This is a genomic window from Flaviaestuariibacter terrae, from assembly GCF_054777635.1.
The window spans coordinates 240,330-266,249 of the sequence record NZ_BAAHAL010000008.1 but is presented as its reverse complement, the minus strand read 5'-3'; the positions used below and the strand labels follow the sequence as shown (position 1 = coordinate 266,249).

The 25,920-nt window shown below is 60.0% G+C and carries 23 protein-coding genes; 10 read left to right on the top strand and 13 right to left on the bottom strand.

From position 1 onward, the window contains the following. Positions 1-37 precede the first annotated feature (37 nt). The 4 genes from ACYU7Z_RS09175 to ACYU7Z_RS09160 form a co-directional block, all read right to left on the bottom strand. Complete coding sequence (locus ACYU7Z_RS09175) at positions 38-736, bottom strand: response regulator transcription factor (RefSeq protein WP_460569643.1); 699 nt, start codon at positions 734-736, stop codon at positions 38-40. A 206-nt stretch (positions 737-942) separates the two neighbouring features. Beyond that, complete coding sequence (locus ACYU7Z_RS09170; protein ID WP_460569641.1) at positions 943-1,533, bottom strand: SRPBCC family protein; 591 nt, start codon at positions 1,531-1,533, stop codon at positions 943-945. A gap of 42 nt (positions 1,534-1,575) precedes the next feature. Next, a complete protein-coding gene (locus ACYU7Z_RS09165; protein WP_460569639.1) occupies positions 1,576-3,480 on the bottom strand; it encodes a RecQ family ATP-dependent DNA helicase in 1,905 nt (634 codons plus the stop codon). A 99-nt stretch (positions 3,481-3,579) separates the two neighbouring features. Beyond that, positions 3,580-5,712, bottom strand: a complete 2,133-nt coding sequence (locus ACYU7Z_RS09160; protein WP_460569637.1) for a heavy metal translocating P-type ATPase — start codon at positions 5,710-5,712, stop codon at positions 3,580-3,582. 107 nt (positions 5,713-5,819) lie between these two features. On the opposite strand from ACYU7Z_RS09160, the gene tsaE reads away from it, so the two are divergent. From tsaE to ACYU7Z_RS09125, 7 genes are all read left to right on the top strand, one after another. Continuing rightward, positions 5,820-6,257, top strand: coding sequence for a tRNA (adenosine(37)-N6)-threonylcarbamoyltransferase complex ATPase subunit type 1 TsaE (tsaE, locus tag ACYU7Z_RS09155; protein ID WP_460569635.1), 438 nt, complete (start codon positions 5,820-5,822; stop codon positions 6,255-6,257). Between the two features lie 76 nt (positions 6,258-6,333). Further along, on the top strand, positions 6,334-7,548 hold the full coding sequence (locus ACYU7Z_RS09150; protein WP_460569633.1) for an alanine dehydrogenase: 1,215 nt from the start codon (positions 6,334-6,336) through the stop codon (positions 7,546-7,548). 112 nt (positions 7,549-7,660) lie between these two features. Beyond that, complete coding sequence (locus ACYU7Z_RS09145) at positions 7,661-8,431, top strand: Bax inhibitor-1/YccA family protein (protein WP_460569631.1); 771 nt, start codon at positions 7,661-7,663, stop codon at positions 8,429-8,431. Positions 8,432-8,583: 152 nt separating this feature from the next. Then, entirely contained in the window at positions 8,584-9,207 is a 624-nt protein-coding gene (locus ACYU7Z_RS09140; protein ID WP_460569629.1) for a TetR/AcrR family transcriptional regulator, read from the top strand. Next, positions 9,207-10,544 (top strand): TolC family protein, encoded by a 1,338-nt coding sequence (locus ACYU7Z_RS09135; RefSeq protein WP_460569627.1) that lies wholly within the window; start codon positions 9,207-9,209, stop codon positions 10,542-10,544. The genes ACYU7Z_RS09140 and ACYU7Z_RS09135 overlap by 1 nt, the downstream gene beginning before the upstream one ends. A gap of 22 nt (positions 10,545-10,566) precedes the next feature. Next, positions 10,567-11,679 (top strand): HlyD family secretion protein, encoded by a 1,113-nt coding sequence (locus tag ACYU7Z_RS09130; RefSeq protein ID WP_460569625.1) that lies wholly within the window; start codon positions 10,567-10,569, stop codon positions 11,677-11,679. 172 nt (positions 11,680-11,851) lie between these two features. Further along, entirely contained in the window at positions 11,852-13,441 is a 1,590-nt protein-coding gene (locus ACYU7Z_RS09125; RefSeq protein ID WP_460569623.1) for a DHA2 family efflux MFS transporter permease subunit, read from the top strand. 91 nt (positions 13,442-13,532) lie between these two features. Here ACYU7Z_RS09125 and ACYU7Z_RS09120 read toward each other — a convergent pair whose 3' ends face one another. Both ACYU7Z_RS09120 and ACYU7Z_RS09115 read right to left on the bottom strand, forming a co-directional pair. Continuing rightward, positions 13,533-14,150 (bottom strand): hypothetical protein, encoded by a 618-nt coding sequence (locus ACYU7Z_RS09120; protein WP_460569621.1) that lies wholly within the window; start codon positions 14,148-14,150, stop codon positions 13,533-13,535. Between the two features lie 131 nt (positions 14,151-14,281). Continuing rightward, entirely contained in the window at positions 14,282-15,289 is a 1,008-nt protein-coding gene (locus tag ACYU7Z_RS09115) for a helix-turn-helix domain-containing protein (RefSeq protein ID WP_460569619.1), read from the bottom strand. 11 nt (positions 15,290-15,300) lie between these two features. Between ACYU7Z_RS09115 and ACYU7Z_RS09110 the strand changes: the two genes are divergently transcribed. The 3 genes from ACYU7Z_RS09110 to ACYU7Z_RS09100 are packed head-to-tail and all read left to right on the top strand — an operon-like array spanning position 15,301 to position 18,128. Beyond that, positions 15,301-16,719 carry a bifunctional UDP-3-O-[3-hydroxymyristoyl] N-acetylglucosamine deacetylase/3-hydroxyacyl-ACP dehydratase gene (locus ACYU7Z_RS09110; RefSeq protein ID WP_460569617.1) on the top strand — a complete coding sequence of 473 codons (1,419 nt, stop codon included), beginning with the start codon at positions 15,301-15,303 and terminating at the stop codon, positions 16,717-16,719. Next, positions 16,712-17,506 (top strand): acyl-ACP--UDP-N-acetylglucosamine O-acyltransferase, encoded by a 795-nt coding sequence (gene lpxA / locus ACYU7Z_RS09105; RefSeq protein ID WP_460569615.1) that lies wholly within the window; start codon positions 16,712-16,714, stop codon positions 17,504-17,506. Before ACYU7Z_RS09110 ends, lpxA begins: the two co-directional genes overlap by 8 nt. Next, the gene (locus ACYU7Z_RS09100; RefSeq protein ID WP_460569613.1) at positions 17,481-18,128 is read left to right on the top strand and encodes an ABC transporter ATP-binding protein; all 648 of its coding nucleotides are present in this window, start codon (positions 17,481-17,483) and stop codon (positions 18,126-18,128) included. The genes lpxA and ACYU7Z_RS09100 overlap by 26 nt, the downstream gene beginning before the upstream one ends. A 132-nt stretch (positions 18,129-18,260) precedes the next feature. On the opposite strand, the gene hemL is transcribed toward ACYU7Z_RS09100, so the two are convergent. From hemL to hemA, 7 genes are all read right to left on the bottom strand, one after another. Further along, positions 18,261-19,550 (bottom strand): glutamate-1-semialdehyde 2,1-aminomutase, encoded by a 1,290-nt coding sequence (gene hemL, locus ACYU7Z_RS09095; protein WP_460569611.1) that lies wholly within the window; start codon positions 19,548-19,550, stop codon positions 18,261-18,263. Positions 19,551-19,751: 201 nt separating this feature from the next. After that, complete coding sequence (gene hemB / locus ACYU7Z_RS09090) at positions 19,752-20,726, bottom strand: porphobilinogen synthase (protein ID WP_460569609.1); 975 nt, start codon at positions 20,724-20,726, stop codon at positions 19,752-19,754. A gap of 125 nt (positions 20,727-20,851) precedes the next feature. Continuing rightward, positions 20,852-21,790: a coproporphyrinogen III oxidase gene (gene hemF, locus ACYU7Z_RS09085; protein WP_460569607.1), complete on the bottom strand. Its 939-nt coding sequence runs from the start codon at positions 21,788-21,790 to the stop codon at positions 20,852-20,854. A gap of 141 nt (positions 21,791-21,931) precedes the next feature. Beyond that, positions 21,932-22,963, bottom strand: a complete 1,032-nt coding sequence (gene hemE / locus ACYU7Z_RS09080) for a uroporphyrinogen decarboxylase (RefSeq protein ID WP_460569605.1) — start codon at positions 22,961-22,963, stop codon at positions 21,932-21,934. After that, positions 22,960-23,676, bottom strand: coding sequence for a uroporphyrinogen-III synthase (locus ACYU7Z_RS09075; RefSeq protein ID WP_460569603.1), 717 nt, complete (start codon positions 23,674-23,676; stop codon positions 22,960-22,962). The genes hemE and ACYU7Z_RS09075 overlap by 4 nt, the downstream gene beginning before the upstream one ends. Further along, a complete protein-coding gene (hemC, locus tag ACYU7Z_RS09070; protein ID WP_460569601.1) occupies positions 23,663-24,634 on the bottom strand; it encodes a hydroxymethylbilane synthase in 972 nt (323 codons plus the stop codon). The genes ACYU7Z_RS09075 and hemC overlap by 14 nt, the downstream gene beginning before the upstream one ends. Further along, entirely contained in the window at positions 24,634-25,860 is a 1,227-nt protein-coding gene (gene hemA / locus ACYU7Z_RS09065) for a glutamyl-tRNA reductase (RefSeq protein ID WP_460569599.1), read from the bottom strand. The genes hemC and hemA overlap by 1 nt, the downstream gene beginning before the upstream one ends. Between the last annotated feature and the right edge of the window lie 60 nt (positions 25,861-25,920).

The following is a 25,920-nucleotide window of genomic DNA, read 5'->3' as shown; positions in this document are numbered from 1 at the left end:
TTTATTTTCTTAGCTGCATTACCGCGCGATCCGCGTACTATTTATGCACCACGAGGCGGAACCCGTTGCCGTGAATGTTCACGATCTCGATTTGCGGGTCGTCGCGGAGGTACTTGCGGAGCTTGGCGATGTACACGTCCATCGAGCGGCCGTTGAAGTAGGTGTCGGAGCCCCAGATGCGCTTCAGGGCCTGCTCGCGGGGAAGGAGGTCGTTGAGGTGCTCGCAGAGCATCTTCAGCAGCTCGTTCTCCTTGGGCGAAAGCGTTTGGGTGCGGCTTTCCTTGCTGAGCTCGCGGAGCTTCGGGTTGAAATGGTAGGAGGCCAGGTCGTACTCGCGGTTTTCCTGCTCGCGGTTGATCTCCTCGTTGCGCTTCAGGATCGCTTTGATCTTGTGAAGGAGGACCTCCGAATCGAAGGGCTTGGTGATATAGTCGTCGGCGCCGAGCTTGTAGCCCTGGATGATATCTTCCTTCATCGTCTTGGCCGAGAGGAAGAACAGGGGTACGTCGGGGTTGATGTCGCGGATCTCTTCGGCCAGCGTAAAGCCGTCCATATTGGGCATCATCACGTCGAGCAGGCAGAGGTCGAAGGCTTCACGCTGGAAGGCGGCCAGCCCGAGGCGACCGTCGCGCTCGAGGGTAACATCGTAATCGTTCAGCTCCAGGTAATTCTTCAGTACACTTCCCAGGTTCGGATCGTCCTCGCAAAGGAGGATTTTCGCTTTCTTTCCTTCCATGATGTCTTTTTTAATTCGCTTTAAAGGTAACGGATTCCCGTTTACAGGAAGCCGTTAGCCAGTCCCCTGCAAAAACAACACCAGCGGAAGAACCGTTTCCAGTTTACAGTTTGGGGTTCACCGTTTGGAGTTATGGTTGCCGGCAAGAATAGTGTACTAGTACTGCAAACTCCAAACACCAAACTCCAAATCCAGAATAGCTGCTTCTAATTACTCCGCAGCAACGCCGCCAGCTTCCTGAAGCTTTCAAACGGGCCCTTGTCGGCGAAAGCATTGGCTACCCAGGCGGGAATGGAGCCGCCGGGCTCGGCCTGGAAGAGGTATACGATGTGGAGCTGGCCGGCAGGGGCCTGGGTTACGTGCCAGCTGATGGCCGAGCGGGTAACGCGGACCTTGCCGGGATTGAGCGGCACGAGGCCGGCCTCGCTCTGCTCCGTGAGGCGGATCCACTGGCCCTTCGGGTCGCGCTCGATATGGGCGTGTACGCCGGCATCGCGGTTTTGCAGGGGCCATGGGAGTGCCGTTTCCGAATAATAATAGTAATCGTCGCCGCCGCCTTTCAGCAGCCGCGCTTGCTTGTTGCCATACACCCAGTTGGGAAAGGCCCCCACGTTGCGCAGGGTGCGCTCGAATGCCCCGAAGGTGCCGGGCAGCGTGCACTCGACGCGGATGTTCCTGAAGCCGCTGCCTTCCGATTGGTAGACGCGGATGCCGTCCTTATCGCGGGTGAGCTTCCAGGTCTGCGCCGAAGCGCCGACGAGCAGGAACGAAAACAGGAGGGTCAGAAAACTTTTCATAGGACCGGCGAAGTTACATAAAAAATATAGATAATGTGTGCGTCAGCGATAGCTCAGCTCGCCGCTGGTTCCGACGCAGATCTTTTGCTCGGCCTGCAGGAAGTCGAGCACCTGCCAGAGCTGCGGAGCCGCCACGTCGCGAAGCTCGGCCAGCAGTACTTCTACGGTCAGCGGGCGCTCGCGGAGGGCGCCTTCAACCCGGCCGCGGATCTGCTCGAATGCGGCGCTGTCGAGCGGGGCTTTTTTGCGGGCCAGGCAGCGGTCGCAGATCCCACAGGCCGGGCCGTCGCTTTCGCCGAAGTAGCGGTTGATAAAGCGGGAGCGGCAGTCGGTCGTAGCGGTATAGGCGATCATCTGGCCCACCCGCTCCCGGAACGCGGCGCGTCGCTTCTCATAGGGCGCCGTATTCATCCGGAAGTCCTCCACCTGCACGCGGTGCCGGCGGAACACGAGCTTCGGATCTTCATTCTGTGCCGTGTAGTCGATGACGCCAAAGGCGGCCGCGCGCTTCAGCGCCGCTACCACCTCCGCCAGGTCGAGACCCATGAGTTGCGCCACCTGCAGCTCAGAAATGAAGACCGGTACATCGAACACACCCGCATAGGTTCGGAGCAGCGTCGTCAGCAGGGGCTCGAGCTCGGGATGGGCCTCCTGGAATTCGTTGAGGCCGCGCTTGTTGGTGTCGAAGCACACGGTGGCGGGCGCATAGCTTTTCTCGTTGTAATCAAACCAGCCATCGCCTTCGAGGGCCTTGAGCGCATAGAGGGCGCGGAACGGGTCGAGACCGAAGTTGCGCACGAAAGCGTCGTAATGAAAGGAATAGGACCTGTCCTCGCCGGTGTAGCTCGGGATCTGGAGGTAGTTGACCAGCGCCGCGTACACCGCCTTGATCTCGTCAAACGACGGGTAGCGTTGCTCGTGGAGGGCATCGAGGTCGCGGAGGTCCTGCGCGGTATGCAGCAGCACGGCGTACGACTTGTTTCCGTCGCGGCCGGCGCGGCCTGCCTCCTGGTAATATCCTTCAAGGCTGTCGGGAACGTCGGCATGAACCACGAGCCGCACATCGGGCTTGTCGATACCCATTCCGAAGGCGTTGGTGCACACCATCACCCGCGTTTTGTTGTCGATCCAGTCCTGCTGCCGCCTCGTGCGTTCTTCCGATGAAAGCCCCGCGTGGTAGTGCTCGGCACTGTGGCCGTGCATCCGCAGCAGGTCGGCGATCTCCACCGTGCGCTTGCGGCTCCGCGCGTACACGATGGCGGTGCCGGGCACTTTGCTTACGATGTCGGCGATCTTCGCATGCCGGGAATCGACGGGGAGCACCGAATACGACAGGTTCGGCCGCAGGAAGGATTGGCGGAAGGTGGGTGCGTCGCGGAGCTGCAGCTGCGTGATGATGTCCTGTTGTACTTCTACGGTAGCCGAAGCGGTCAGCGCCAGCAGCGGCACATCGGGCAACTCTTCGCGCAGCGTCGCGATGCGGCGGTAGGAGGGGCGGAAGTCGAAGCCCCACTGCGAGATACAGTGCGCCTCGTCGACGGCGATCAGGTTGACGTCCATCGCGGGCAGGTATTCGCGGAACAGGCCGGTCTCGAGGCGCTCCGGCGACACGTACAGGAATTTGTAGGGCCCGTGCGCCACGTTCTTGAGCGTTTGCACGATCGCGCGGCGGCTCATACCGGTATGGATGGCGGCGGCCAGAATCCCGCGCTTCTTCAGGTTCTCCACCTGGTCTTTCATCAGCGCAATGAGCGGAGAAACGACGATGCAGATGCCTTCCTCCAGCATCGCCGGCACCTGGAAGCAAAGCGATTTGCCGCCACCCGTGGGCAGCAGCGCAAGGGCATCCTTATCCTGCAAGACATGATTGATGATGTCTTCCTGCAAGGGACGGAAGTTGTCGTAACCCCAGTATTCTTTCAGTATGTCGTGCGGGGAAGAAGGCAAAAGGGTGTTTCGGGTTTTAGGTTATACGTTCTACGTTTTACGTTGTACGTTCTGCGATCCGGGATGCAACTTAAAACCTTAAACGTAAAACTAAAAACGTCAGTCCACTTTCTTAAACCGCAACCGGATCGAATTGCCCGCCAGCACGACGTCGCTGAAGCCCATGAGCAGCGCGCCAAGAGAGGGCGTGAGAAAGCCAAGCGCTGCAACCGGGATGGCCACGATATTGTAGAAGAAGGCCCAGAAAAGATTCTCGCGGATGGCCCGCTCGGTGTGCTTGCCGAGGCCGAGTGCCAGCGGCAATTTGTGAAGGCCGCCGTTCATCAGCACCACCTGCGCGCTTTGCACCGCCAGCTGGGAGGCCTCGCTCATGGATACGCCGATGGTCGCTTTGGCAAGTGCCGGCGCATCGTTGATGCCGTCGCCGACCATGACAGTGGGCCGGGCGGCGCTGAGTCGGGCAATGAGCTCGAGCTTCTGCGAAGGCGATTGCTCGGCGATCACTTCGTCGATACCGAGCTCGCGCGCCACGCTTTCGGCCTTGCCCTGCCGGTCGCCGCTGAGGAGCACGGTGTGGATGCCCCGCGCATTGAAGTAGCGCACAACATCGGCGGCTTCGGGGCGTACTTCGTCTTCGAGATCGATATGCCCGATCAGCGCCCCGTTGCGGCTGATGTAGATATTATGGCGGTCGTCGGAAGTCAGTCCTTCCACGCTGGCGAAGGAGCCCGCGGTATACGTGTTGCCGTCGGCATCGGTGGCTTCCATCCCCTGGCCCTTGCGCTCTTCGATCTTTTTCCAGCGCAGCTCGCCGCCCGTCTTCCATTCGGCAGCAATGCTTTTCGCCAGCGGGTGGGCCGAATGCTTCTCCAGCGAATACACCAGGCGCTTGAATTCGTCTTCGGGTAAGCTGCTCCCGAAGCCGGCTACGCGGAACCGGCCTGTGGTCAGTGTACCCGTTTTGTCGAATACGACCTGGCGGATATCCTTGAACAGCTCGAGGCTTTTGGCGTTGCGGAACAGCACGCCGCTGCGCGCGCCGCGGCCGAGGCCTACGGCAATGGCGGCCGGCGTGGCGAGCCCCATGGCGCAGGGACAGGAAATAACGAGCACGGCGATGGCCCGCATGAGCGCCGGGGTGAATTCTTTAAGGTAGATCCAGTTGCCCGCAAAAGCCAGCAGCGCTATCAGTAATACGGCAGGTACGAATACCGCAGAAATACGGTCGGCGAGCAATTGCAGCGGCGGCTTTTCGCCCTGCGCCTGCTTCACCATGCGGAGGATGCGGGCCAGCACGGTGTCTTCACCAACCGCCGTGACAATGGCCTTTGCCGTACCCGATTCGAGCACGGATCCGCCGATGAGCGGGTCTTTTTTGCCGCGCGCGACCGGCAGGCTCTCGCCGGTGAGGATGGCCTCGTTTACCTGCACATCACCCCAGAGTATTTTGCAATCGGCGGGCACCTGCTCACCGCTGTTGATCAGGACAAGATCGCCCACTTTGAGCTGCGTGTTTTCGATCGGGAAAATGTGCTCGTGGTGCTGGTCGTCGAAGGCGATCATATTCGCCATCACCTTTTGCGATTTCACCAGGGCCTGCAGCGCGCGTTGCGTGCTTTGCACGGTGAAGTGCTCGAGGTGCTCGCCCAGAAATACGAGTGTGAGGATCGTGGCGGCCGTTTCGAAGAAGATCGCCTCGGGGCGGTGCAGCAGCAGGCCGGCGAGGCTGTATACGAATGCCGACAGGGCCCCGATGCTGATCAGCACATTCATATTGGGCATCCGGTTGCGCAGGCTTTTGAAGGCGGAGCGGCCGAAGTACCGCATGCCCACATAGAAAGGGGGCAGCGTCAGCGCGAGCTGCACCCACGGGTTCATCAGCACCGAGAATGCGGCATTGTGGTGCAGCGCGGGCCAGATCATCGCCAGCATGTGCAGGTTGAGCAGCACCGAAAAGGGCAGGCAGAACAGGAAGCGCCGGTAGTGTGAATAGAGCCAGGGGCGGCGTTGCGTGCCCTCGGGGAGGCTGTTGCCGCTTACCTGGTAGCCGAGCGTTTGCACGCCCTTGGCCAGCGATTGCGGGTTGGCGGCGCCGTTGATATCGAAGCTGACATCACCGTTGATGACGCTGACCGCGATGTTCTGCGCGCCCTCCTTTTCGAGGTACTTGTGCACCGCGAGGGCGCAGTTGGCGCAGGTCATCCCTTCCACTTTCCATTGAACTTTTTCCATCCGGTCGGCATTCTTTGCGCAAAGGTACCCCGCGGCCGAGGGGTGCCGGGAAGGGCCTCCCGTTTATCTTTTCAACGCCGTTGCAAACGGATGTTAAATTTGCGGCCATGACGCTGGAGTACACACTCGACGAGCTGCCGCGGCTGGCGGAGCGCTTCTGGGAGGCAGCGGGCGGGGCCCGTGTATTTGCTTTTTACGGGCCCATGGGTGCCGGCAAAACGACAACGATCGCGGCGCTGTGCGCCGCCAAAGGCGTCAGCGAAGCGGTGTCGAGTCCCACCTTTTCGATCATCAACGAATACGCATGCCCCGCGGCCGGCGGGCCCGGCATCCTCTACCACATGGACCTGTACCGCCTTCGCGATACCGGGGAAGCCATCGGGGCCGGTGTCGAGGACGCGCTGGCCAGCGGTGCGCTATGTCTTGTGGAGTGGCCGGAGAAAGCACCAGAATTGCTCGACGAGGCGGTTCGCGTCGATATCGAAGTGCTGGATGGGGACCGCCGGCGTATGACCATTTCGGCGCCTTCGCTGCCGGCGCAATGAGTCCTGAACGGGCCGTTTGCCGTAAGAATCGTAATTTGTAGCCTCAATTACGAGTTCACGGAACGATCTGCCGCGTATGATGCAAAGTAAGCCTATTGTCAGCCCCTCTTTCAGCTACGAGACCCTCGAGGAAACCCTCGACATCAAGCCGAAAGGCGCCCAGCTCCACATCGGGATACCCAAAGAGATCGCCTTCCAGGAAAACCGCATCGCGCTGACGCCCGACGCGGTGGGGGTGCTGGTCAGCAACGGCCACAGCGTCACCATCGAGCACAACGCCGGTGAGGGCGCCCACTTCGCCGACCGCGACTACAGCGAGGCCGGCGCACGGATCGTATACGAGCGGCAGGAGGTATATAAGTGCCCCATCCTCGTAAAGAGCGCCCCGGTGATCGACGAGGAAGTGCCGCTGCTCCAGATGAACCAACTGATCATCTCGCCGCTGCACCTGAGCCTCCTGAAAGCGGAGCTCCTGCAGAAGCTGATGGAAAAGCGCATCACCGCCATCTCTTTTGAAAACCTCAAAGACGATTCCGATTCCTATCCCATCGTGCGCAGCATGAGCGAGATCGCCGGTTCGGCCGTGATGCTGATCGCGGCGCAATACCTCGGCTCGTCCAACAAGGGCAAGGGTGTACTGCTCGGCGGTATCTCGGGCATCGCGCCTACCAAAGTCATCATCATCGGCGCCGGCATCGTGGGCGAGTATGCAGCACGCACGGCCATCGCGCTCGGTGCCTCGGTAAAGGTGTTCGACAACAGCGTGTACCGCCTCAAGCGGCTGCAAAACAATATCGGCCATCGCCTGTGGACCTCGGTGATCGAGCCGCGGATGCTGGCCAAGCAGCTCAAGACCTGCGAAGTGGCCGTGGGCGCGCTCTCCAGCGAAGCCGGCCGCACCCCCATCGTGGTGACGGAGGAAATGGTTAGCAACATGCGCACCGGCTCGGTCATCATCGACGTCAGCATCGACCGCGGCGGCTGCTTCGAAACCGCGGAGATCACGACGCACGAATGCCCTACCTATACCAAGTATGGCGTCATCCACTATTGCGTGCCCAACATTCCTTCGGGTTTTGCCCGCACGGCCTCTCAGGCCATTTCCAACGTGCTGATGCCCCTGCTTCTCGAAGCGGGCGAAGACGGCGGATTCGAGCGGATGGTGTGGCATAATGTGCATCTACGCAGCGGCATCTACCTGTTCAAGGGTGCTTTAACGAATTTTTACCTGAGCGAGCGCTTTCACCTCAAGTTTACCGATCTTAACTTACTTATCGCTTCGCAAAGGTGAATGGTCAATAGTCAATGGTCAATGAGTGATGCGAAATGAGTTATCAGGCTATCGATTATTTGCCAACCAGAAACCACAAACTACAAACTACAAACCCCAAACTTTTCTTCCTATGAGTCTTTTCAAGTCGGGCAACCCCGCCCTCAACGACAAAACTTTTGAGTCGACGCGCTTTTCCACCGAGCTGGAGAGCCTTAGCTACGAGCGGATGACGGTGCAGGGCACCGCCGGCAAGTTCGGCGCCATGATGCTTGCGCTGCTCATTTCAGCTGCCTGGGCCTGGATCCGCATTCCGCAAAGCCCGAACCTGATGGCCTGGCTGATCGGCTCGCTCATCGGCGGCAGCATCCTGGCCTTCGTCATCATCTTCAAGCCGACGCTGGCCCCGAAGCTTGCCTTGGGCTACGCCCTGCTGGAAGGTATCTTCCTGGGCACCATCTCGGCGCTCGTCAACACGATGTTTGAAGCCCGCTACCCCGGTATCGCCGGCCAGGCGGTGCTGCTGACGCTGGGTGTGGCCATCGCCATGTTCGGCCTCTATTATTTCCGCATCCTCAAGGCAACGCCCGTCTTTACGAAGGTGGTGATCCTGTCCACGATGGGCATTATGTTCTTCTACCTGATCAACATCGTGCTGCGCTTCTTCGGCTCCGGCCTGCCCTTCCTCCACGACAGCTCGATGCTCAGCATCGGCATTTCGCTGTTCATCGTCGGCATCGCGGCCCTGAACTTTATCCTCGATTTCGACCGGATCGAGCGCGGCGCGGCCGAGGGAGCACCCAAGCATATGGAGTGGTATGGGGCATTTGGTCTCATGCTCACCATCGTGTGGCTGTACCTGGAGATCCTGAAACTCCTGATGAAGCTGGCCAACCGCCGCTGATAATCAACCTCTTTTGCAACAAAGGCCCGGGCACAACCCGGGCCTTTGTCATTTCAGCCCGGTTTTTGCCACCGTTAACCGCCTGTTAAGAAATTAAACAAATGTTTGATTGAATTAAACGTTTGATTAGTTTTGCCGGCGAAATCCAAACTATGGCCTACAACGAGAAGCAATTGCAGATCATTCGCACCGCCGAGTCGCTCTTTGCCCAAAAGGGCTACGACGGCGCCTCGGTGCGCGATATCGCGGAGGCGGCCGGTGTCAACAGCGCCATGATCTCCTATTATTTCGGGTCGAAGGAAGGCCTGATCAAAGCCCTCTTCGAGGAGCGCACTGCCGATATCGCCGTTAAGGTGGATACGCTGCTGCGCGACACGACCCGCACACCCTGGCAGAAGATCGAGTGCCTCATCGACGACTACGTGGAGCGTATTGCCAACAAGGTGCAGTTTCACAAGATCATGATGTACGAGCAGATGCTGGAGAAGAACACCTTTCTCAGCAGCCTCCTCAACGAGCTCCGGCTCCGCAACGGCGAGCGCATCGGCGACCTGCTGCGGCAGGGGCAGGAGAGCGGCGACTTCAATGCCGCCATCGACGTGCCGCTGCTGATGAACACGCTCTTCGGCACCGTCACCAACGCCTACTTCAACCGCGAGTTTTACCGGAAGGCCCACAGCCTCGAGGCACTGGACGAGGTGACCTTCCAGCTTGAATTCAAGCAACGCATCCGGAACCATCTACAGAAATTATTCAAAGCCCTTTTAGAAAAATGATGCACTTACGAAGAAACGGACGACTCCTCGGAACGATCCTGACACTCCTGTTTGCTGCGGCCGCGGGCGCCCAGCAGCGGGCCCTTTCCCTGACCGAAGCCATTGACCTGAGCGTAAAGAACAGCAAGACCCTGAAGGGCAGCCAGGCCCGCATTGCCGCCGCACAGGCCGCCGTAGCCGAAGCCCGCGACCGCCGTCTTCCCGACGCGTCGGTGAGCGGCTCTTACCTGCGGCTAAACAAGCCCAATGTGAGCCTCAAGACAACGTCTTCGGGCAGCAACGGTGGCGGCGGCTCGAGCTCGAGCCCTACGGTCAACAGCGCCGCATACGCAATGGCCAACGTATCGCTGCCGATCTATGCCGGCGGCCGGATCCGCTACGGCATCGAATCGTCGCAGTACCTCGAAAAGGCGACCCGCCTCGATGCGGAAACCGACCGCGAAACGGCGGTTGCCAATACGATCGATGCGTACAACAACCTGTTCAAGGCCCGCGCCGCGATGCTGATCGTCGACTCCAACCTGGCGGCCGCCCGCGAGCGGGTGCGTGAGCTTTCCAACCAGGAGCGGCAGGGACTGCTGGCCCGCAACGACCTGTTGAAGGCGCAGCTCGCCCAGTCGAACACAGAGCTTACGCTCGTTGATGCGCAGAACAACTGGCAGCTCGCCAACCTGAATATGAACCTGATGCTCGGGCTGCCCGACAGCACCGAGCTGCTTCCCGATTCCTCCTCGCTGCACACACCGCTTACCGTAAAGCCGCTGGAGGATTACGTGCAGGACGGGCTTCGCGCGCGGCAGGACCTCGAAGCGCTTTCCCTGCGCCGGAAGGCGGCCAACGTGGGCGTTAAAGCGGCACTGGCCGAGCGCCTGCCGTCGGTCGCCCTCACCGCCGGTTACGTAGCGCTCACCGTGCCCAACTTTCTTACCGTAACCAATGCGGTGAATGTGGGTGTGGGAGTGAAGTACGACATCGCGAGCCTGTGGAAGAACAAGGCCCGCGTGCAGGCCGCGCGCGCGCGGGAAGACGAGGTTGCTGCCGGGATCGAGGAGCTGGGTGAAGGCATCCGGCTCCAGGTGAGCCAGCGCTACCTGGCCCTGCTCACGGCCCGAAAAAAGATCGATGTGAACGCAGTAGCCGTGGCCCAGGCCGAAGAAGCCAACCGCGTCATCCGCAATAAATTCAGCAACCAGCTCGCAACAACTACCGAGCTGCTCGACGCCGACGCGGCGCTGCTGCAGGCGCGCCTCAATTACGCTTTTTCACAGAACGATGCCGTCGTGGCTTATTACAAGTTGCTGCAGGCATCGGGCACCCTTCTTACCAATAACCACTAATCCACTTCGCAAACAAGATATCATGGCACAACAAGTAACGACAACCACGACTTCCGAGCAAGCGCCGAAAAAGAAGAGCAAAGTATTTCTCATTGTGCTCGTCCTGCTGGTCCTGGCCGGCGCGGCCTTCGGCTTTACCAAGTACAGTCACGCACAACACCACGAGGAAACCGACAACGCCCACGTGGAGGCAAACATCAGTCCCATCATCCCGCGCATCGGCGGCTACATCGCCGAGGTACGTGTGCGCGACAACCAGCAGGTGCACAAGGGCGACACCCTCATCGTGCTCGACGACCGCGACCTGCGCCTCAAGGTGCAGCAGGCCGAGGCGGCCCTCGCCAACGCGCAGAGCGCCCTCGGTGTGGCCGAAGCCACAACCCGCGCCGCCCGCGCCAACATCGGCACGTCGCGCGCCGCGGTGGAAACCATCGACGCGCAGATCGAGACGGCCAAAGTGGCCGTGTGGCGCGCCAGCAAAGACTACGAGCGCTATGCCAACCTCGTTGCCGACCACTCGGTGACGCAGCAGCAATACGAGCAGGCACTTGCCGCCAAGCAAACCGCGGAGCGCCAGCTCCAGGTGCTCCAGGAGCAACGCCAGCAGGCTGCCTCGCAGTCGCAGGCTGTAGGCGCCCAGAGCGGTGCCACGGGCGCCCAGGTACCGGTGGCGGGGACCGTCATCGAGCAGCGCCGCGTGGACGTGGCGAACGCGAAGCTTAATCTTTCGTACACCGTGATCACCGCACCCGAAGACGGGCTTGTATCGCGCGTGACCGTTCAGCCCGGGCAGTTTGTGCAGCCCGGACAGCAGCTCTTTGCCGTGGTGCTCAACGAGCAGACCTGGGTAGTGGGCAACTTCAAGGAAACGCAACTCGATAAGATGAAGGTGGGCCAGAAGGTAACCCTTCATGTGGATGCCTTCCCGGGTCAGCACATCGAGGGCCGCGTAGCCTCCTTCTCGCCCGGTACCGGCTCGAGCTTTGCCCTGCTGCCGCCCGACAATGCTTCCGGCAACTTCGTGAAGGTGGTGCAGCGTGTGCCTGTGCGCATCGAGTTTGCCAACCCCAACGATTCGCTGGTGAAGCAGCTCCGCGCCGGTATGAACGTGGAAGTTGACGTGCACCTCGACTAATAACCCTGAGACCGTCATTGCAAGGAGGCCGGCATGAAACGCCGGCTGAGGAAGCAATCTCCCGGGGCGAGCCCGGAAGCCGGTTGATGCGGCCTCCACCTGGAGCAAGAGATTGCTTCGCCGCTTTCCGCTTTGCTTCAAGAGTCTCGCAGTGACGGTGCAACCCTATCATATGCTACAACAAGAATCGTTAGTTGAATACGGCGCGCGGCGGGTGATCATTACGATCACAGCCATCGTGTGCGCCCTCCTGGAGATCGTGGACAGCACCATCGTGAACGTGGCGCTGAAGGATATGCAGGGCTCCCTCGGCGCGACGCTGTCGGAAGTAAGCTGGGTCATCACGGCCTATGCCATCGGCAACGTGATCATCGTGCCGATGACGAGCTGGCTCGCGCAGCAGTTCGGCCGCCGCAACTACTTTGCCGCCTCGATCATCCTGTTTACCATCTGCTCCTATCTCTGCGGACAGGCAACGGGCATCTGGGAACTCGTGGCTTTCCGATTCCTGCAAGGCCTTGGCGGCGGCGCGCTGCTGGTGACCTCGCAAACCATCATCACCGAAAGCTACCCCCCCGAAAAGCGGGGGATGGCGCAGGCCATCTACGGCCTCGGTGTGATCATCGGCCCAACGCTCGGACCGCCGCTCGGTGGCTATATCGTTACGAATTTCTCCTGGCCCTATATCTTCTACATCAACCTTCCCCTCGGCGTCATCGCCGCACTGCTGACGCTGCAGTTTGTACGCAGCCCCCGGTATGGAAGCGGCGAGAAGAGCAAGGCCAAAGACGTGGACTGGCTCGGCATCGGGCTGCTGGCCATCTCTGTCGGCTCGTTGCAGTATGTGCTGGAAAAAGGGCAGGAAGACGACTGGTTCAACAACCTCGCGATCATCATCCTGGCAGTGACGGCGGTCTTCGGGTTCTTCTTCTTCATCTGGCGCGAGCTGACGTTCCGCAACCCCATTGTAGAACTACGGGTGCTGAAGAACGGCAACCTCCGCATCGGTACCGTGATGTCGTTCATTCTCGGCTTCGGCCTGTACGGGTCCACCTTCCTGATACCGCTTTATACGCAGTCGATCCTCGGCTGGACGGCGCAGCAATCGGGTGAGTTGATGATCCCGGCCGCGCTGACAACGGCGTTCATGATGCCACTGATCGGGCAGATGCTCCAGCGCGGCGTGAAGCAGCAATACCTTGTGGCGCTGGGGATGCTGGTCTTCTTTATCTACAGCTTCTGGGCCTATAAGATCCTCACGCCCGACACGGGCAAGGAGAACTTCTTCTGGATGCTGATCTTCCGCGGACTGGGGATGGGTATGCTTTTCATCCCGATCACCACGCTGTCGCTCTCTACGCTCAAAGGCCGGCAGATCGGTCAGGGCGCGGCGTTTACGGGGATGATGCGGCAGCTCGGCGGCTCCTTTGGTATCGCGCTGATCACGACCTACCTGTCGCGGCGGATCCAGGTGCACCGCGCCAACCTCGTGTCGTACCTGAACGTCAACGATCCCGACGTACAGCAGCGCGTGAGCGGCCTGCAGCATAAGTTCATGGCCTCGGGCAAGTCGCCCGACGAGGCGCTGGCCATGGCCTACCGCGCGCTGGACGGCACCGTGATGAAGCAGGCCTCGGTACTTTCGTATATGGATGCCTTCCTGATCCTTGGTATTCTCTTCCTGATCTGCATACCGTTTGTGCTCTTTGTGCGCCAGCGGAAGCAGCAGGGAAAGATCGACCTGAGCGAGGCGATGCATTAGTGCGGGTGAGCAAGTGAGCGGTGAGCGGTGAGCAAGTTAGCGGCGGGTTCAGTTATCCCTGCTCAACGCTCACCTGCTCCCCGCTCACTTTTTAATGCAGGAAAAACGTCAATATCCCCACCAGGATCAGCACGACCCCGCTGATCCGCTTCTCGTTGTGCTCGATGAAATGGGCCGAAAGCAGCTTCACGCCGCGGTGCCCGAGGGTGACGAGGAGCAGGATGCCGCTGATGCTCACCACGGCGTAGAGAACAGAAAGGAAGGTGACGAAGGCCATGCCGTGCGCCCCGGCCGACAGGAACAGGCTTTCCACCTCGAGGCAGGGCGAGAGGAACATCATCACGATAAAAATGAGGATCCAGCGGCCGCGGCTCCGTTTGTAGCCGTTCACATCCTTCTCGGAGGCATGGTGGTGGTGCGGCAGGTTGACGGTATAATAGATAAGGCCGAAGACGATCAGCAGCACCGAAGCCACCACGTAGATCACGCGGCCGTATTCCTCGCGGAGCTCCTTGCCGATCAGCCCCAGTACGTAACCGAGGCCCACCGTACCCAGCACATGCCCGAGGGCCGCCAGGAAGGTAATGAGAGTCACATCACGCGCCTTCCAGCGCTCCGCCCGCGCAACGGCCACCAGCGGGAGCCAGTGATTGGGGATGAGGGCATGCACGAGGGCTAACAATATGGTACCGGCAACGACGCTGTACAAGGAATCAGTTTGGAGTTTGGAGTCTGGGGTTTGTAGTTCAATTTAAATGCAGCGAGGTTGCAATATAGGAAAAGTTCCGGCAATCCCGAACCGGAAACTCCAAACCGTAAACCCCAAACCCCAAACTTTTTCTATCGGAGCAGCAACTCACAAGGCTTCAGCCCCGTGTGCTTTTTAAAGGCGGTGGAAAAATGCGAAATGGACGAATAGCCGAGGAGCACCGACACCTCGGTGACGCTGAGGCCTTTTTCGTAGAGCAGGTACTTGGCGTGCTCCATCCGCTGGCCCTGGTAAAATTCGAAGATGGTGGTGCCGAACAGCTCCTTGAAGCCTTTCTTGAGGTAGCACTCGTTGATGGCCACCTTCCGGCTCAGCTCCTTGATGGTGATCGGCTCGCCGATATGCTGCAGCAGCACGTCGCGGGCCTTCAGGATCTTGGCGCGGTCGTCGCTGTTGGCCAGGAAGCGGCACTCGAACACCTCGGGCTCCTTTTCCCCGAGGAGGCAGCTGAGGCTCTGGAGCAGCAGCAGCTGTACCTGGGCATTGACGAAGATATTGGCGAGGCTGTCGGAATAATTGTGGTTGAGCAGGGCTTCGAGCGCGGTGCGGGTCTTGTTGCAGAGCGGCACCGTCTTGCTGAAGCTGCGCGTGTGGCGGAAGCTGAGCACGGACTCCGTGATGTGCCGGCTTTCGTTGAGCCCGCGGGCAAACTGGCCGAGGAACGTCGGCGTAAAGCTGAACTGGAGGAGGTCGAGGCTTTCGGTACGGTCGGGGCAGGGGCCCTCTTTGTGCACGGGGCAGTCATCGCAATCCCTGCCTTTGCGGGCGCAGTAGGAGTTGCCGGTGAGGCAGAAATAAAGCTGCAGGGAGCCGGCGGTTTCGCCGGAGGGCTCGTAGTGAAGCATTCCCACGTCCTCACGGGCCCAGCCTTCCGGGCGCAGGTAGCGCCGGATGCTGTAGTGCACCGAGCCGGGCACCTGCTGCTCGGTCTCCTGGATCAGGTTTCCGGCATCGGTGGCGAGGGCAAGCCCGGGCATGCTGAGGGTCGTGTGGAACGGCATCGTCGGCAAATGTACGGAGGCCCGGCAGGGCAGGCTGTCAACGAACTGTAAAGTATTCGTATTGGCCCCTTTTTTCATACTTTCGCCGCATGCTTTCCGAGAATAAAGCTCCTGAATATCAGCATACATTGGCGTCCGAGGTGACGATCAGCGGGGTGGGAATCCACTCGGGCGATACGGTAACGATGCGCCTGAAGCCCGCCGAAGCGCACACCGGCATTGTGTTCCAGCGCGTGGATCTGCCCGGCAAGCCCTCCGTGAAGGCCGACGTGGACAACGTGATCGAGACGACGCGGAGCACGACCATCGGCTCCGGCGAGGCCCGCGTGAGCACCATCGAGCACCTGATGGCGGCCCTCTACGCCAACGGCATCGACAACGTCTGCATCGAGATCGACGGCGCGGAAGTGCCCATTCTCGACGGCTCCTCGGGGCCCTTCGTGCAGGCGCTGCTCCAGGCCGGCCGCCAACAACAGGGCGCCCAGAAGACCTGGTATACCCTGCAGCACAACATCGTGCTGGTAGACGATGACAAGAAAGTGGAAATGGTAGCCATGCCGTACAACGGCTACCGCATCAATACCCTGATCGACTTCAATTCGGCCGTTCTCGGCACGCAGCACGCGTCGCTGAAAGACATTGCCGACTTCAACGAGCAGATCGCCAACTGCCGCACCTTCTGCTTTTTCCACGAGCTCGAGTACCTGTTTGAGAACAATCTCATCAAGGGCGGAAGCAAGGACAACGCGATCGTGGTGGTCGACAAGCCGATCACCGAGGCGCAGGTGGCCAAGCTGGGCAAGCATTTCGACGGCATCGCGATCCCCGAGGGCCGCGGGTACCTCAATAACGAGGAGCTGCGCTTCGACAACGAGCCGGCCCGCCACAAGCTCCTCGACGTCGTGGGCGACCTCGCGCTGGTGGGCATGCCCTTCCGCGCGCACGTCATCGCCAACAAGCCCGGGCACGCCACCAACGTGGCTTTTGCCAAGAAGATCAAGGAGCACCTGAAAAAGAATCGCATCAAGGCAGAAGTGCCGGTGTACGATATCGAGCAGCCGCCCCTTTTCGACGTGGTGGCCATCGAGAAGATCCTCCCGCACCGCTTCCCGATGCTGATGGTGGACAAGATCATCGAGCTGACGGAGAAGCACGTGGTGGGCATCAAGAGCGTGACCTACAACGAGCCTTTCTTCCAGGGCCACTTCCCCGGCAACTACGTGATGCCGGGCGTGCTGATGGTCGAAGCCCTCGCGCAGTGCGGCGGCATCCTAGCCATTCCCAAAGACACAGACGACAAGTACGATACCTATTTCATCAAGATCGACAACTGCAAATTCAAGCAGAAGGTGGTGCCCGGCGACACGCTCATTCTCAAGATGGAGCTCTCGGCCCCCATCCGCCGTGGCCTTTGTGAAATGAAAGGAACTATTTTTGTCAACAACAAGATCGCCGTGGAAGCCGACCTCGTGGCGCAAATCGTAAAAAGACCGAAGACCAATGATTAGTCCTTTAGCGCAAGTACATCCTAACGCGAAGATCGGCAACAACGTTACAATTGAAGCCTTCTCGGTCGTTTACGAAGACGTGGAGATCGGCGACGGCACCCATATCATGCCGCACGTAACGGTGTTCGACGGCGCGCGCATCGGCAAGGACTGTGTCATCTTCCCCGGAGCTGTCATCAGCGCCATCCCGCAGGACCTCAAGTTCGTTGGTGAAAAGACGACGGCCGAGATCGGCGACCGGACCACCATCCGCGAATGCGTCACCATCCACCGCGGCACCAAGGACAAATGGACCACGCGCGTCGGTAGCGACTGCCTGCTGATGGCGTATGTACACGTAGCGCACGACTGCATCGTGGGCAACCACGTCATCCTCGCCAACGTGGTGCAGCTGGCAGGCCACGTCATCATCGACGACTATGCACGCATCGGCGGCCATTGCGGCATCCACCAGTTCATTCATATCGGCGCCCATACTTATGTTGGCGCGCAGCTGCTGATCCGCAAGGATATTCCGCCCTACGTCAAAGCGGCCCGCGACCCGCTGTCGTTTGTCGGTGTCAACTCGGTAGGACTCACCCGCGCCGGCTATTCGAAAGAATCGATCGACGAGATATCCTCGATCTACCATGTGCTCTTCGTAGAGAAGCACCCGGTGTCGAAGTCGATCGAGCTGATCAAGGCCAACTTCCCCGACACCGACATCCGCCGGGGCATCCTTTCCTTTATCGAGGGCTCGCAGGCCGGTATCATCAAGCGTTATGCAAAAGGCGGCGACGAGGATTGAGCTCGCAGGCGCCGGGCGGCGCTTCAACCACGACTGGATCTTCCGGAAAGTCAGCCATGAATTTCACAGCGGTCATTCCTATGCCCTGACGGGACCCAACGGCTCGGGCAAATCGACCCTGCTTCAACTTATCGGCGGGCTGCTGCAACCCAGCGAGGGCAAGGTGCGCTACCACGATGGCGAGCAGCCGCTCTCGCCCGAGCAGGTCTTCCGCTCCGTGGCGCTCGCGGCTCCCTACCTTGATGTCATCGAAGAAATGACGGTGACGGAGTTCCTGCATTTTCACAAGCGCTTCAAGCCCCTCCGTTCGGGGCATACACCCGAAAGCATCATCCGCCGCGTGGGTCTCGAAGGCGCCGCGCACAAGCAGATCCGCTATTATTCGTCGGGGATGAAGCAGCGCGTGAAGCTGGCCCAGGCTTTCTTCTCCGACGTTCCCGTATTATTACTGGACGAGCCCGCCTCCAACCTCGACACGGTCGGTATCCAGCTTTATCTGGATCTCATCGCCGAAGAAACAAAGGAGCGCCTTGTGATCGTTTGCTCCAACGACCCGGTGGAATACCAGTTCTGCGGGACGGTGCTGAGTGTGCTGGATTATAAGCCGGCGGCGCGGGGATAGAGAAAGAACGCAGATCCCGCAGGCGGGATGCACAGATTCATTAGGATTTATTATGATTTGCTTACGCACGCAGCTATGTCTGCGCTAATCTTAATAATCATAAAAGATCTGCGTTCTTTCTCTCCCGCAATGCTACAGGATTTCCCGCAGGCTCTCTTCAGCCGCCTTGATCGTCGCATCCAGATCTTCCGTCGTCAACGCGTGGCTCAGGAACCAGCTCTCATAGGCCGACGGCGGCAGGTACACACCGCGGTCGAGCATGGCGTGGAAGAACTTGTTGAAGAGGGCGTTGTTGGCCGATGAGGCGGTGGCAAAGTCGGTCACGGCGTGATCGCTGAAGTGTACCGATATCATCGAGCCCATGTGGTTGATGACAAAGGGTGTTCCCGAGGCTTCGAAGACGCGCTGGAGGCCCTGCTTCAGGTATTCGCCTTTTTCCTCTAGATCCGTATAAATACGGGGATTGTCGTTCAGGTGCTTCAGCAGCGTGTAGCCCGCGATCATGGCCAGCGGGTTGCCGCTCAGCGTGCCGGCCTGGTATACAGAGCCCAGCGGCGCGATATGCTGCATGATCTCGAGGCGCGCACCGAAGGCGCCTACCGGCATGCCCGCGCCGATCACCTTGCCGTAGGTTACGATGTCAGCATCGACCTTGAGACGCTCCTGCGCGCCACCGGGGGCGAGGCGAAAGCCCGTCATGACCTCGTCGAAAATGAGCAGGGCGCCTTCATCCGTACAAATACGGCGAAGACCTTCGAGGAAGCCTTCCGCCGGGAGGATGCAGCCCATATTGCCCGCGACGGGCTCGATGATGATGGCTGCGATCTCACCCTTGTTTTCGGTAAAGAGCCGCTCCACGGCTTCGAGGTCGTTGTAGGCGCAGGTCAGCGTATCGTTCGACACGCCGCCGGTAACGCCGGGAACGGTCTGGATATTAAAGGTGGCCATACCGGAGCCGGCCTTCACGAGGAAGGAGTCGGCATGCCCGTGGTAACAGCCTTCGAACTTGATGAACTTGTTGCGGCCCGTAAAGCCGCGGGCAAGGCGCAGCGCGCTCATGCAGGCCTCGGTGCCGGAGCTGACCATTCGGATCAGGTCGACGTTGGGGGCAAGGCTCTTTACGAGTTCCGCCATCTCCACCTCGAGCTCCGTCGGTGCGCCGAAGGATGTCGAGTCAAGCGCCTTTTCCTGGATCGCTTTCACCACGGGCTCAAACGCGTGGCCAAGGATCATCGGTCCCCAGGAGTTGATGTAATCGATATAGCGGTTGCCATCCACATCATAGAGGTAGGCGCCTTTCGCGTTCTTTAGGAAGATCGGGTTGCCCCCCACGCTTTTAAAGGCGCGCACGGGTGAATTCACACCGCCGGGGATGGAAGACTGGGCTCTTTGGAAAAGTTGTTCGCTTCGGGTAATGTTCATAAAACGAATGCTGTGATGGGGTAATGTGGTGTTGGGGTAAAGCGGTATGTCCTAAAATACGTCATTGCGAGCGCAGCGAAGCAATCGGATGGTTAAGGAGGGAATCGTTCCTGAGATCCTTTGCCCGGAGCCGATTGCTTCGGAATGCGTCCTTCGGCGCGCATCCCTCGCAATGACGTGATCGATTGGCCTTTGCCTGGCTTACCCAATTAGTTTGGCTGCATCCTTCGCAAAATACGTGGCGATAAGATCGCCGCCGGCGCGCTTGATGGAGGTGAGGGTTTCGAGGATGGCCTTGTTCTCATCGATCCAGCCCATTTTTGCGGCGGCCTTGATCATCGCGTACTCGCCGCTGATGTTGTACACGCTCACCGGCACCTGAACCGAGTCCTTCACTTCGCGCACGATGTCGAGGTACGGCAGACCGGGCTTCACCATCACGATGTCGGCTCCTTCCTCCACGTCCATGAGGGCTTCCTTCACGGCCTCGGTACGGTTGGCGTAGTCCATCTGGTAGGTCTTCTTGTCGCCGAAGCCGGGAGCGCTGTCGAGTGCGTCGCGGAAAGGGCCGTAGAAGCAGGAGGCGTACTTGGCGCTGTAGGCCATGATGCCGGTGCGCGTGTAGCCGTGGTGCTCGAGACCTTCGCGGATGGCGCCGATGCGGCCGTCCATCATATCGGAAGGGGCTACCATATCGGCACCGGCTGCGGCGTGCGAGATGCTCATGTGCACAAGCGCCTCCACCGTGGGATCGTTCACGATCTCGCCGTCTTCAACGATACCGTCATGCCCGTACGACGAATACGGGTCCAGCGCCACGTCGGTCATCACGTACATGCCCGGCACCGCCGCCTTGATGGCGCGGATGGCCCGCTGCATGAGCCCCTCGGCGTTCCAGGCTTCCTGCCCCGTGTTGTCTTTTAATTCGTCCTTGCACTTGATGAAGAGAAGTACGCTGCGGATGCCCAGGCTCCAGAGCTCCTCTACCTCGCGCACGGTTCCGTCGAGCGAGCGGCGGTAGTAGTTGGGCATCGACGCGATCTCCGTGACGACGCCTTCGCCTTCGTCGATGAAGAGCGGGGCGATAAAATCGGTCGGGGCAAGTTTCGTTTCGGCTACCAGCGCGCGGATGGCGGGCGTGGCGCGGAGGATTCGGTTACGACGCTGTAAATACATAAGAGAAGTATGTCGGATGTCTGATTTCTGATGTCTGATTTGAGTTGCAAAATTACCCTGAGCCCGTTACGGATGGATAGGAAATAGGCTTGTCTGCTGTTAAAATACATCAGACATCCGACATCCTACATCAGCCATTCTCTCGGGTGGAGGCAAGCCTGGAGCAGGTCGTCTTCGGGCGAGCCGGGCTCGGGCCGGTAGTCGTACTCGAAGCGCACGGTGGGCGGAAGGCTCATGAGGATGCTCTCCGTGCGTCCGTTGGTTTTGAGTCCGAAGATGGTTCCGCGGTCGTGAACGAGGTTGAACTCGGTGTAGCGTCCCCGGCGGATCTCCTGCCAGTGCTTTTGCTCCGCGCTGAACGGGTCGGCTTTGTGCTTCTCCACGATCGGAACATAGGCGGGCAGGAAGGCATCGCCGCAGGCAGCGCCGAAGCGCATCCAGAAGTCGAGATCGTGCTCCGCAGAAGGACGCTGGTGGTCGTAGAATATGCCACCGATGCCGCGGCGCTCGTTATTGCGGTGCGTGTTGACAAAATAGTCGTCGCACACTTTCTTAAAGGTTGGGTAGAAGGCCGGGTCGAAGCGGTCACACACATCTTTATAGGTGCCGTGGAAGTGGCGGGCGTCCTCCTCGAATAAGTAATAAGGCGTAAGGTCGGTGCCCCCGCCAAACCAGCGATCGCTGACTTCCCCTCCGTTATACAGCTCGAACATCCGGTAGTTGCAATGCACCGTCGGCACCATCGGGTTGAAGGGATGCAGCACAAGGCTGAGGCCGCAGGCAAACCAGTATTGACCGTCGATCTTCAGCGCCTGGCGCATCGTGTCGGTAACCGGGCCAAACACGACCGACGTGTTGACGCCGCCTTTTTCAAAAACGGCGCCATTGGCGATCACGCGGGTCTTTCCGCCGCCGCCCTCGGCGCGCTCCCAGCGGTCCTCACGGAAGCGCTCCTTACCATCGACGGCCTCAAGCCCCGTACAAATACGGTCCTGCAGATCGTGGATATAGTCGATCCACCGGGACCGGGCGGGGGAGGCGGGGAGTTGGTTAATGTTGATCATATCTTCTAAAAAGTAGCAGCAGAGCCAGCCTTCATGAGATTGCTTCGCTCCACTTCGTTTCGCTCGCAATGAAGGTTGATGGATACGGAAATGACGGTTTCAGCCGTCGTCGTAGCAGCTCACCGATCACTTGCTCACCGCTCACGCCTTATATTCCTTAACCGCCTCCACAAACGCCTTCGCATGATCTACCGGGACATTGGGTGTGATGCCGTGCCCGAGGTTGGCGATGTAGCGCTGCGTGCCGAAGCCGTCGATCATTTCCTTTACCCAGGTTTTGATCTGCGGGATCGGCGCCAGCAGTTTGGCGGGATCGAAGTTGCCCTGGAGCGTGATGCGGTTGTCCGTGAGCTCGCGCGCTTTTTGGGGCGATACCGTCCAGTCGATGCCGAGACCCGAGGCGCCGCTATTCGAGAGGTCTTCGAGCGCATACCAGGTGCCCTTGGGGAAGAGGATCACCGGGGCTTCTGATTTTACCGCGGAGCAGATTTGGAGAAGGTACGGCTGCGCGTAGGTTTTGAAATCCTCGGGCGAGAGGGAGCCGGCCCAGGAGTCGAATACCTGCACGGTGTCGGCGCCGGCCTTCACCTGCGCTTTCAGGTAGTCGATCGTGATGTCGGTGATCTTTTGCAGCAGCGCGTGTGCGAGCTTCGGCTGCGTGTAGGCAAACTGCTTTGCCTTATCCCAGGTTTTGGAACCCTTGCCTTCCACCATGTAGCAGAGGATGGTCCAGGGCGCGCCGGCAAAGCCGATGAGCGGTGTGCGCCCGTTCAATTCTTTTTTCGTCAGCGTCAGCGCGTCGAGCACATACTTCAGGCTCTCTTCAGCGCCTTCGGTCACCAGCGCATCGATATCGGCCTGCGTCTGGATGGTTTTCGGAAGCGAGGGGCCTTTGCCTTCTTCCATCAGCACTTCCACGCCCATCGCCTGCGGGATGACGAGGATATCGGAGAAGATGATGGCCGCGTCGACACCCACCTGGTCGATGGGCTGCAGGGTGATCTCGGTGGCGAGCTCGGGCGTCTGCACGCGGGTAAAGAAGTCGTACTTCGCTTTCAGCTTCAGGTAGTCGGGGAGGTATCGGCCGGCCTGGCGCATCATCCATACGGGCGGGCGTTCAACGCTTTCGCCGCGGAGGGCGCGCAACAGCAGGTCGTTCTTCAGTTCGCTCATAATTTATTCTTCGTTGTAAAGTTCTCGAAATAGTCCATCGCGGTTCGTAGCAGCGCATCCTTGCCGGGTTGTTGTGCAACAAGCACGGCGCCGCTGAAGTGCCGCGCGATGGCTTCGGCGGTTGTGGAGCCGATCGCAAATAAAACCGCTTCGGGGCCCGGTTTGTTCACGGTAAAATAGCTTTCCACCGCGGAGGGGCTGAAAAAGAGCAGCGCCCGGTAAGGCTTGCCCACGCGTTGCGGCGTGGCGATGGTCTGGTACACCACAAGCTCCCGGAGCGCCACGCCGGCGTTCCGTAGTTTTACGGGCAGCGTGTCGCGGCGGATGTTGCCGCAGAAAAAAAGGACGTTATTTTCTCCCGCCGCGATGATCCGGTCTGCCAGGGCAGACGCATCGTCGGCCGTAGCGGCAACGGCAATGCCAAGCTCCGATTCAACGAGCGCGCGTGTTGTGTGCCCGATGCAATAGACGGTCCAGTCGGGCTTTTCCCTGAGCTGCGCGGCGACAGCCTCCACGGCGTTCATGCTCGTAAACACAACGCTGTGCCGCTCGGTGGCGAGGAAGCGGATCTGCTGCGCGAGCGACGGGTCCTGCACGGCCTCGGTATCAATAAAGGAAAGGCAGTTTACCTCGAAGCCGCGGGCAGCGGCCTCCAGCACCAGCGCGGCGGGGAGCGGGCGGGTGCTTAATATGGTCCGTTCAGCTTTTGGCATCCCGGATATCCTGAACGATTTTTTGTACGCGGGCGTCACCGAGCAGCTCGTTGCCGGCCGTTACGCCCAGGGGAGCAGCAAGAGCGATCTCCGCGCTTTTCCGTATTTCTACAAGTTGCCCGCCATCGGGCGCGCAGATATTTCCTTCGAAGTGCACCTGGGCAAACTCGATCCGCGCCAGCCCGGAGATCGGGGTGGAGCAGCCGCCCATCAGGGTGCGGAGAAAGTCGCGCTCGATGCGTACGCACAGCGCGGTTTCGGGGTGGTTCAGCGGGCGCACGGCGTCGTAGGCTTCCGCATCTTCCGTGCGGCACACGATCATGATGGCGCCCTGGGCCGGTGCGGGGAGCATCCAGTCGAGGTCTACCGAGCGCTCGGGGCGGAGGTTGATCCGCTCGAGGCCGGCGGCGGCGAAGATGGCGCCCGCCCAGTTGCTTTCGGCCACCTTCCGCAGGCGTGTGTTGACGTTGCCGCGCAGGTTCTCCACTTCGTGCTGCGGGTAGCGGTGCTTCCACTGGGCAATGCGGCGGATGGAGCTGGTACCGATAGTGAGTGGTGATTGGTGCGCGTTGCGCGCATCAGAGTTGACCCATTCACCATTGACGCAACCCAGTGCCTCGAGGTCGCTGTCGTTCTTGTACACGAAAATGTCTTTGGTGGAGGCGCGCTCGAGCACTGCAACTTCCTGGATACCCTGTGCGAGTTGCGTGGGCACATCCTTCATGGAATGCACGGCGATGTCGATGCGGCCGCTGAGAAGAGCTGCATCGAGGCTCCGCGTGAAGACGCCTTGCACGCCGAGGGTGTAGAGCGGCGTTACGGTGTCGATGTCGCCTTCGCTTTTAATATAAACGAGCTCGGAGGCAACGCCCTGCAGCTTCAGGAGATCCTGTACGAGGGTGGCCTGCCAGACGGCGAGCTGGCTGTCGCGGGTGCCGATACGGAGTGTGCGGGACATTAATTACGGACGCTTATGAATTCGTTAAGTGCAGCAATGTACTGGCAGCCGCGCTCGTTGCGCTCCTTGATGCGGCCGGCGGTTTCGTTGAGGACGCGCTGGATCTGCGCGTCGAGAAGCTGGCTGTGCTGCTCGCGCATGTGCGGGCATTCGGGGTGCTCGTAGAGCGTGCGGAGCTTTGCCTTGAGGTCTTTCAGCAGGGGCACGTGGCGGCGCATATCGCACCACTCTTCGAACTCCTGCATGCCTTCGGCGATGATGGCCTTTGCCTTGGGCACTTCGGCCTGGCGCATCCGGAAGGTCTCGTCTTTGAGCTTCGACAGCTCGTCGACGTTCACCATGCGCACGTTGGGCAGCGACTGCGCGTCGTCGGCCACGTTATAGGGAATGGAAAGATCGATGATCAGTTTTTCGCCGGCGCCCTCGAGGTGCTCGCGGAGGATGGTCTTGTGCTGGGCGTTGGTGGCCACGATGATGATGTCGGAGGCGCGCAGCTGCGGCTCCAGCGATTCGATCGGCGCCCACTGCAGGCCCAGCTCGGAGGCCAGCTCCTGTGCCTTCCCGGGCGTGCGGTTGATGAGCGTGATGTCTTTCGTGCACAGATAGTCGACCAGGTTCTTACAGGTATTGCGGCCGATCTTGCCGGTGCCCACGAGGAGGATCTTTTTACCGGCCACGTTGGGGACGTGGGCGCGGATGTATTGCACGGCGGCAAAGGCGGTGGAAACGGTGCCACCACTGAGCTCGGTGTTGTTCTTGACGTTCTTCGAGGCCTGCAGCACGCTGTTGATGAGGCGCTCGGTAAAGGCGCCCACGAAACCGCCTTCCTTGGCAAACTTGACGGCGGTCTTCAGCTGGCCAACGATCTCGTAGTCACCGAGGATCTGCGAGTCGAGGCCCGAAGCCACGTGGTACACGTGCTCCACGGCTTCCTGTCCCTGCTTGATATAGGCCGACCCGATAAAGGTTTCGGCCGATCCGGCCGTCTCGCTGCAGAGCAGGCGCACCAGCTGGTGCGGGCAATAGGCAACGCCGTAGATCTCGGTGCGGTTGCAGGTGGAGAGAACGAAGAGCTCGCCGACGCCCTCGCGGGCCGCCGCGTCGAGAATGCGGGTGTATTGCTCGCTGCCGATGGCAAAAAGACCGCGCACGGAAGCGTCGGACTTCTTGTAGTTGATGCCGGCAACGAAGAAATTGTCGATATTTTTAAAGTAGTGGCTGTTCATGGCACGGTGGTCAAATGCACGGCAGCAAAGGTACCCAGCGCGACTTCCGTAGCCTAACTT